The organism is Streptomyces sp. NPDC058664 (genome assembly GCF_042716635.1).
GTDB lineage: Bacteria > Actinomycetota > Actinomycetes > Streptomycetales > Streptomycetaceae > Streptomyces.
The window spans coordinates 1-8,509 of the sequence record NZ_JBHXRW010000118.1 but is presented as its reverse complement, the minus strand read 5'-3'; the positions used below and the strand labels follow the sequence as shown (position 1 = coordinate 8,509).

At 68.4% G+C, this 8,509-nt stretch carries 8 protein-coding genes and 1 pseudogene; 6 read left to right on the top strand and 3 right to left on the bottom strand.

The features are described from left to right. Positions 1 to 157: 157 nt before the first annotated feature. Together ACFWUY_RS39795 and ACFWUY_RS39790 are read right to left on the bottom strand one after the other, a co-directional pair. A pseudogene (locus tag ACFWUY_RS39795) lies at positions 158 to 274 on the bottom strand (IS5/IS1182 family transposase); the annotation flags it as partial. Between the two features lie 259 nt (positions 275 to 533). Beyond that, entirely contained in the window at positions 534 to 1,772 is a 1,239-nt protein-coding gene (locus ACFWUY_RS39790) for an IS701 family transposase (protein ID WP_384121572.1), read from the bottom strand. Between the two features lie 375 nt (positions 1,773 to 2,147). Here ACFWUY_RS39790 and ACFWUY_RS39785 point away from each other — a divergent pair, with 375 nt between their 5' ends. From ACFWUY_RS39785 to ACFWUY_RS39765, 5 genes are all read left to right on the top strand, one after another. Beyond that, the gene (locus ACFWUY_RS39785; RefSeq protein WP_384121570.1) at positions 2,148 to 2,789 is read left to right on the top strand and encodes an ATP-binding protein; all 642 of its coding nucleotides are present in this window, start codon (positions 2,148 to 2,150) and stop codon (positions 2,787 to 2,789) included. Between the two features lie 421 nt (positions 2,790 to 3,210). Next, positions 3,211 to 3,672 (top strand): ATP-binding protein, encoded by a 462-nt coding sequence (locus tag ACFWUY_RS39780; RefSeq protein ID WP_384121568.1) that lies wholly within the window; start codon positions 3,211 to 3,213, stop codon positions 3,670 to 3,672. 135 nt (positions 3,673 to 3,807) lie between these two features. After that, on the top strand, positions 3,808 to 4,161 hold the full coding sequence (locus ACFWUY_RS39775) for an STAS domain-containing protein (protein ID WP_384121574.1): 354 nt from the start codon (positions 3,808 to 3,810) through the stop codon (positions 4,159 to 4,161). Positions 4,162 to 4,343: 182 nt separating this feature from the next. Then, positions 4,344 to 5,558 (top strand): IS110 family transposase, encoded by a 1,215-nt coding sequence (locus tag ACFWUY_RS39770; RefSeq protein WP_384121566.1) that lies wholly within the window; start codon positions 4,344 to 4,346, stop codon positions 5,556 to 5,558. A gap of 294 nt (positions 5,559 to 5,852) precedes the next feature. Then, complete coding sequence (locus ACFWUY_RS39765) at positions 5,853 to 6,227, top strand: hypothetical protein (RefSeq protein ID WP_384121565.1); 375 nt, start codon at positions 5,853 to 5,855, stop codon at positions 6,225 to 6,227. Positions 6,228 to 6,670: 443 nt separating this feature from the next. Here ACFWUY_RS39765 and ACFWUY_RS39760 read toward each other — a convergent pair whose 3' ends face one another. Then, a complete protein-coding gene (locus ACFWUY_RS39760) occupies positions 6,671 to 7,525 on the bottom strand; it encodes a L,D-transpeptidase (protein WP_384121563.1) in 855 nt (284 codons plus the stop codon). 784 nt (positions 7,526 to 8,309) lie between these two features. On the opposite strand from ACFWUY_RS39760, the gene ACFWUY_RS39755 reads away from it, so the two are divergent. Further along, positions 8,310 to 8,509 (top strand): transposase (locus ACFWUY_RS39755; RefSeq protein WP_384121562.1); only part of this gene is annotated, 200 nt, incomplete at its 3' end.

Sequence of the window (8,509 nt, the reverse complement as noted above, 5' to 3'; positions counted from 1 at the left end):
GCGGTGATGTCCCTGGACCCGACCGGCACCGGCCGCAAACGCTGGACCACCCGCTGGAAGCGGGCCCTCCAGGCCTTCGACATCGCCTTCGACGGACGCCTCACCGACCACCGAATCTGACCTCAGCAACCAAACCGGTTACACCGTTTACTGGACAGACCCGTCGCCGATGACAGCCCAGTGGATGACTCTCGGCGTATTCGCTCCGCACAGGCAGCAGAGCGGCGAATTGGTCCCACAAGGGTTCCAAAAGGCATGATGGGACCGCAGACACGAGTCCTCCAGGTGATCACTGAGCATCAAGAACTCCATGATCACTCAGGCTCGTGCCTGCTCTGCGTCCGGGTTCGCATGGGTCAGCTCTGCCCGCCATTTGCCGGTCGGTCTCAGGTCACTAGTAGTACTTCGTTAGGTCTGGAATGGTCGGGTGTGCTCCGGTCGGTGTGTGGTGGGTAACTCGCGGTGGCAGGTGGGGTATTCGCCGGTCCAGGCCCGTATCAGGTCCTGGAGGGTGTCGAGGACTTGGTAGAAGCTCAGGCCGACGCCTCGGCTTTTGGGTCGAGGCGCCGCAGAGTGAGGAAGGCATGGGCGGCGGTGACAAGGGTGACGTGGTGGTGCCAGCCGCGCCAGGTACGGCCTTCGAAGTGGTCCAGGCCCAGACCGTGCTTCATCTCGTGGTAGTCGTGCTCGATGCGCCAGCGGATCTTGGCCAGCCGCACGAGCCGGCGGAGTGCGGTGTCGGGCGGCAGATTCGTGAGCCAGTAGTCGGTGGGGGCGTCCGCGCCCGGCGGCCATTCGACCAGCAGGGTCTCGGCCGGAAGCACACCGTCCCAGGCGGCGCTGCCGCCCGCGTCAAAGGCGGCGAGTGCCCGGGGGATCTTTCCGGCGGGCCACACCTGAAGGATGCGGAAACGTGAGCGCATCGCTCCGCGGCTGCCCCGGCGCCAGGTGACCTGCCGAAACGCCCGACGGCCGCCCTCGGTGGCGAGTTCGTGCAGGGCGGTGGAGTCGGTGCGGTAGCGGGGAAGAGTACGCCGGCCCGCACCGCCGTAAGCGGGAGCCACCGGCTCCGCGTCATGGCGGTGCGCGGTCTCCTCGCCGCGCACCGCCACGATGTAGTCCAGGCAGCGAGAGCGCAGGGTGTGCCGGAAGGCCGCGGACTGACCGTAGCCGGCGTCGGCGACCACGACCTGCGGGGCGAGTCCCCAGGTGATCAGCTCTTCGAGCGCGTCGATCGCCAGCCGCCACTTCTCGACGTGTCCGACCTGCGGCGGCAGGCCGGTTTGGCGTCGGCGGGCATCATCGGGGTCGTTCCAGTCCGGCGGCACGAACAGTCGCCAGGTCAGCGGACTGGAAGCCTTGTCGGTGACGGCATGGACGCTCACCCCGACCTGGCACAGGGAGCGCTTGCCCAGCGCGCCGCAGTACTGCCGGGACGTCGCCACGGACCGGTCGCCCGCCTTCGGGAACGAGGTGTCGTCGATCACCCAGGCCTCGGGCGCAAGGGCCAGGGACATCTTGCGGGCGATCTGTCGCAGCACCGGCGTGTGGTCCCACGGCGACTGGCTGACGAACTGCTGCAGGGCCTGCATGTTCCCGTCCGGCAACCGCTCGGCCATCGGCTGGATCGACTTGCGCCGCCCGTCCAGCATCAGTCCCCGCAGATAGCAGTCACCCTGCCGGCGCTGGTCCTTGCGTGCCAGCGACGCGAAGACCTCGGCCACGAAGTCGCCCAGGTCCCCGCGAAGCCTCTCCACCTCACCAAGATCCACAGACCGCAGCATGCACCGCCACGGCCCCACGATCAAATCAATCTAACGAAGTACTACTACCTGAGCACCACAAAACCCCAGCTCACAACCAACATCTGAGGTCTCTATCGAACCCGGAACGGTTCACACCCACTCCTGACCAGCAACAACGACGACCCATCCACGACGACAACTACCGCAGCAGCCGAGTGACAACCACCTGCGATGTCGCACCCAGACGGCACCACACCGGTGAAAGCGGATGACGCCCAGCACCGACGTCACCGTGCCGAACCATCACCGGCAGAAAACGCAGATCGTTGCAGTTGTGACGGAATGTGCGTTTTGGGTACTGGCTGCTCAGGTTCCGGAGGGCTGTGGGGTGGAGTGTGGCCGGTGGAGGGATACAGGTTCCCGGAAGCGGGGCCGGCCTCCTGGTCCTGGGTCATCGGACCGGAAGTGATCGCCATGTACGCCACCGCCACTCGCGACAGCCTGACCGGCCAGACCGGTCCGTCGGGCGGCAGCACCTCCCGGTCCCAGCCCCGGGCAGGCGCCGATGACACCCCCGCTCCGCGGATCCCGGGACAGCGCGCGCCGGTGGACGACGTGACCCAGGTCCTGGAGCACCGCCCCGAGGCGGTCGCGGCCGTCCGGCACACCGCCCAGCGGATCCTGGCAGGGTGGCAGGCGGCCGGTGCGCAGGCCGGCGCGGTGGTCCTGGTGGTCTCGGAACTGGTCACCAACGCCGTCGAGCACGCCCAGCCGCCCCTGGCACTGCACCTGCACCTGCACCTGCACCTGCACCTGCACCGCGAACACGCAGGCGGCCGGGTCTGGGTCCTCGTCGTCGGCGGCCCCGCCGCCGACGAGGACCCCTGGACCTCCTCCTGCACCCCGGACAAGCACGGCCGCGGCCTCGCCATCATCCACACGCTCGCCGGCTTTTACGGCACCCGCCCCCTCCCCCACGGTGGCGCCACCCGCTGGGCCTGGTTCAATACCGCCTCCCCCTCCAAGCCCCGGTCCCGCGCCTGACAGTCGGGCCGGCCGGTGCGAGCGCGCACACCCCGCTCGACCGCACCACACAGGGGCGGGATTCCACGCCCCCGGAATCCCGCCCCCACCTTTTTGCCACCCGCCGCTGTCATCACCCCGCTGTCCGGAACGGCCAAGCGCGCCAGCGCAGCAGAGGCCTGCACACGGCGGCCCGCCGCCTTCCCCCGGCCCGGCCCTCGGTCCGCCTCCTGAGCGGCCGTCCGCCTCCCGGCGGCGGCCAGAAACCACGCCACCCGCCCCGCAAGAGGTGCACCGCTCCCGCCTCGCACCGCATACCCGATGTCCGGTTTCTTCGTGTTTGGGTATTGACTGCTCAGGGTTTCCGTGCTCCAGGGGAGTGTGCTGGAAGCAGCAGAAAAGGCAGCATCCACCCGGCCCCACTGGACAGGCAGTGATCCCGATGACGACCACCACCATCTCCCCCGCCGACCCACAGCCTGTGCTGCGAGCCGTCGCCACCGGTGAGCGCGTCTTCGGCCTGCCGCTGGAGCACGGCCCGCTGGCCCCGGCCACCGCCCGGCACGCCGCTCAGCCCGTCCTGGAGTCCTGGGGCCTTTCCGAGCAGCAGGTCTACGACCTGGTGCTAGTCATCTCCGAACTGGTCACCAACGCCGTCACCTATGCCCTGCCGCCCGTCGTCCTGCACCTGCACGCCACCGCCGACGACACCGGCTCGGTGCAGGTGCATGTCAGTGACGGCGGCTCCCAGCCCGCCACCAACGCTGGCGGCTGGGCCGCCCACCGCCCCGACGGCGAGCACGGACGGGGCGAGGCCATCATCACCACCCTCGCCGACCGCGCCGGCACCGACGGCGACACCGACGGCCTGATCGACCACTGGGCCGCCCTCGACGCCGCATAACCCCCACCCCCGGCATCCTGGACACACTCCCCGCCACCCGGAGCCCGGGAGGTCAGGGGGAAGGGATCGGGCCCGGCCTTATCGGGAAGCGGAGGCGGCCATACGGGCACAAGACCTGCTGCAGACCCGTACCGTCTGCTACCGCGACACCGTCGAACTGCGCCTGACCGGAGAACTCGACCTCGCCACCGTCCCCTCCTTGACGCAGCCGCCGCCACCGCCCTCGCCACGCGCCCCCGCTGTCTCTACCTCGACCTGGCCGGCCTCACCTTCTGCGACCACACCGGTCTACGCGCCCTGCACCGGCTCACCCACCAGGCCTCCGCCGCCCATGTCAGCCTGCGCCTCACCGGCATCCACCCCCGCTTGCACCGCACCCTCACCCAGCAGCGCACACCCCCGTCCCCCCGTTATGTTTTTCGCGGTCCTGTAATGGGACCGCTGGCCTCCGGGCCCGGTATGACTGTGTCCCCTCTGTCGAACGGATGACCTGGGGGGGGTGGTGTCGCCGGGTCCGGCAGGTGCCGTCACAGACGCTGATGAGAGACCCGGCCACCGCCCGGCCCGGCGCAATGCCGGGCAGTTCGCGGGCGGCAGGTCTGCATAACGTGGATGCGCGAGCACGGTGCCACCGCCGAGGCCGGCACGGTCAACACCTCTGGAATGGTGCGATGTTCGACACCGAAGGCATAGGCGTCTTCCTCGGGATGGACGTCGGCAAGACCGCTCACCACGGCCACGGGCTGACCCCGGCCGGGAAGAAGGTCTTCGACAAGCCGATGCCCAACAGCGAACCGAAGCTGCGGGCCGTCTTCGACAAGCTCAAGGCCAAGTTCGGCACGGTCCTGGTGATCGTGGACCAGCCCGCGTCCATCGGGGCCCTGCCCCTGACGGTCGCCCGCGACGCGGGCTGTGAGGTCGCCTACCTGCCCGGACTCGCGATGCGGCGGATCGCCGACCTCTACCCCGGCGAGGCGAAAACCGACGCGAAGGACGCCGCGGTGATCGCGGACGCCGCCCGGACGATGCCCCACACCCTGCGCTCACTGGAGCTGACCGACGAAATCACCGCCGAGCTCACCGTGCTGACCGGCTTCGACCAGGACCTCGCGGCCGAGGCGACCCGCACCAGCAACCGGATACGCGGCCTGCTCACCCAGTTCCACCCGTCGCTGGAACGTGTGCTCGGCCCTCGGCTGGACCACCCGGCCATCCCCTGGCTCCTCGAGCGCTACGGATCCCCGGCCGCCCTGCGCAAGGCCGGCCGACGAAGGCTCGTCGAGCTGATCCGGCCCAAGGCTCCGCGGATGGCTCAGCGGCTGATCGATGACATCTTCGACGCCCTCGATGAGCAGACCGTCATCGTTCCCGGCACGGGCACCCTCGACATCGTGATCCCGTCACTGGCCGCTTCACTCGCCGCGGTCCACGACCAGCGCCGGGCACTGGAAGCCCAGATCAGCACCCTGCTGGAGGCCCACCCTCTTCACCGGGTCCTGACCTCGATGCCCGGAGTCGGAGTCAGGACCGCCGCAGTCCTGCTGGTCACCGTCGGCGACGGCACCGGCTTCCCCAGCGCCGCCCACCTCGCCTCCTACGCCGGCCTCGCCCCCACCACGAAATCGTCGGGGACCTCGATCCATGGCGAACACGCACCGCGGGGCGGAAACCGGCAGCTCAAACGCGCTATGTTCCTCTCCGCCTTCGCCTGCATGAACGCCGACCCGGCCTCCCGCACCTACTACGACCGGCAACGAGCACGAGGTAAAACGCACACCCAGGCACTCCTGCGACTCGCCCGCCAACGCATCAGCGTCCTGTTCGCCATGCTCCGAGACGGCACCTTCTACGAGTCCCGAACCCCCACCATCACCCTCGCCGCATGACCACCCCAAACACCCCATACCCGGCACCATGTCCTTGACGAAGGACATAGAGACACCCCCCCACCTGGCACCGCCAGGGCGAGGACGTCGATGCGCATCAGGCCGTGCTTTCAGGCTGAGTAGTGATCACTCACCAGGAAGCCGAGATTCCATGATCATCTTGGGTCAACACAACAGGTTCCCCCTGCGGTGTCACGCAGGCCTGTTCCGACTGTGACCGGGACAGGCCTGCGCTCAAGCAGCAGCACAAGAACTCAGATCACCCATGAGACACATGGGTCACACTGCCGGGGCATGCAGGCCAAGCTGAACAGCAGCCAAAGCCACCGCATCACGGATGCTCAGGCTCTCGCCGTCCCGGCCCGCCTGGGCACGCAGGACTTCAGCACGCACCGCCAGACGCTCGACAAGCTCGCGCTGAGGGCCGGTCAGATTCCGGCAGCCACGCCACCGACCCGCATAGTGATCCACTACGGCACCGTAAAGCCGTACGCGGCGCTGTGGGCACTTGGGAGACCCAAGAGCACCCGGATGGGCCCCGCCATCGGCAAAAGCGGCCACAAGGACTGGAAGATCTTTGCCGCCCGCTACCGAGGCCCCCTCACCCGCTTCGCCCTCATCGCCAAGATCGTCACCGCCCTCGCCTTCTACAAGAAGAAGGGCTTGTGAAACCCCGTGAATAGGCTTCCCGCGGCCGCAATGCCAAAGGCGTTCATGCAGCACGGCAGGCAAGGACAGCCCGGTGCTCATCACGATGAGCGTTCTGGGCAGCCTCAGCGAGCGAACGCCGGCTCTGGGCATCACCCACGGCGCCGTGCTCGCTGCACCTCACCTGGTAGCGGACACGGCCGGTACAGCCCGTCGCGGGATCACGAGGCTTACCGGAAGCAGTGATGGCATGCGAACAGACGCTGCCATCGTGGTGCTGCGGCTCAACCCAGATACGGATACAGGCCACGGAAAACCCCCTGCCCAGTCGACCAAAAGAAGCCGTACCTCAAGAAAACCGACCATAAAGGAGGCCATTGAGCAGATCAAGACAGAGACTGCTGACCAGAAACTCCTGGGCACCGCCGGCTGGACATCATCCTCCGCTTACAGCCCCGGAGGGCTCATACCAAGGGCCGCAGGCGGGGCGAGGCCGGGGTGAGGCGTCCTGTGGGCGGCATGGTCAGGGCGCTGCCGTTTTGCCATTGGCGCCAGGTGAGGTTCCAGTCTCCGTAGCCGTTGCCGAAGGGGGCCATGGTGTCGCCTGGGCTGTGGGTGACGCGGATGATGTCGCCGGGGCGCAGGAGGGAATAGAGCCAGGCGGCGTTGCTGGTGCTCATGCCGGTGCAGCCGTGGCTGACGTTGGCTTTTCCGTGGTGTTGGGTGGACCAGGGGGCGGCGTGGAGGTATTCGCCGCTCCAGGTCAGCCGGATCGCGTGGTGGACGTCGAGGTCGTAGGCGTCGGGGCTGTCCTGCGGGATGCCGATGCTCTCGCCTTTCATCCGCACCAGCGGCTCTTTTTCCAGGACTACCTTGGTCCCGCCCCGGGTGAGGTAGCCGTCTTTCCCGGTGGTCACCGGGATGGTCCGCAGGAGGCGGCCGTTGCGCCGTACGGTCATGGTGTACCGGGCGGTGTCGGTGACCGCCTCGATCCGGTCGGCTGTGGTGATCCGCAGGGGCCGCGTCCCGGTTCCGGCCAGGGTGTCGCTGATCCGTGCTCCGCCCAGCGTGCTGGTGGCGGTGATGACGGCGTGCGCGGGCCAGAAGCTCGCGGGCCGGTAGTGCAGGGTGTGGGCGTCCACCCAGTGCCAGGCTCCCTCGACCGGGGGAAGGGACGTTACTTTCAGGCCCCGCTCGACCATGGCACGTGTCTGCCAGTCGGTGACCGGCTGTCCCAGACGGGCCGTCAGCGGCTGCCCCACCCCATACACCCCCGCCTCCGGCCCGAACTCCACCAGCAGCCAGCTCGTCTGCCGCACCGGCCGGTCCGTGCCCTGTCGGCGGGCGGCAGGCGGAAGCGGGCTCTTTGCTTTCACCAAGCCGGCAGCCGTTTGCCGCAGCGGGACGAAACCCGCCAGTCCCGGCCGGGCAGGGTCCAGGGGACAGCTCATGCCGGCCGCGCAGGCCGTGCCGGCTGGCGCAGAAACTTCCGCCGAGACAAGGGTTGTGCGCTCCGGAAGGTGTCCGGGGTGGCTCTGCACAGCCGCAGGGCGGAGCGCCATCCCGGTCAAGAACACCCCCACGGCTACCGGAACACAGCTCCGCCAGCGCATACGCAAGACCACCGCAAGCCCTCCAGCCCACGTCAAGCCACCGCCGAACCGATGAATAATCACCAGCAAAGGTGATGATTACACAGCGAAACGGAAGAAGGCGGAGCAAGTCCCCCGAAAGGGGGCCACCAGCCTGCCCGTGATGATCAATTAGGTCACCAGTCTGGTCCGGCCGGAGCGGAGCATGGACGTTACGGAGCCCGCGGCCTGGCGGGCGGCAACCCGCCGCGGCGGACAGGGAGAGCGGCATGCCCATTCCAGATGCCAACCGGCCGGGAGTCCGCGCGGGACGGACAGCGGGGCTGCACGGACGCGGTGCGGTCGAGGGAGAGGGAAGAAGTCTGTTCCGTCCAGCGAACCGAGCGCGAGCGAAGTCGTCCGGCAGTACGTGCCCAGATCCGGAAAAGAGGACGGAGATGCCTGAGGTTCCCCCGAGATGCGGCGGAAGGTGACAGTGGGTCAGATGGTTCTCACGAGAGGAGATCTGATCATGGCTGCCCCGAGGAAGTACCCGCTGGAGTTGCGGGAACGTGCGGTGCGGATGTACCGGGCCACCGAGCCGAAGCCGCAGATCAAACGGATGGCCGTCGATCTCGGCGTGCATCCGGAGGCCCTGCGGTCCTGGATCCGGCAGGCCGAGGCGGACGCCGGCGAGCGTGATGACCGGCTGACCACCACCGAGCGGGAGGA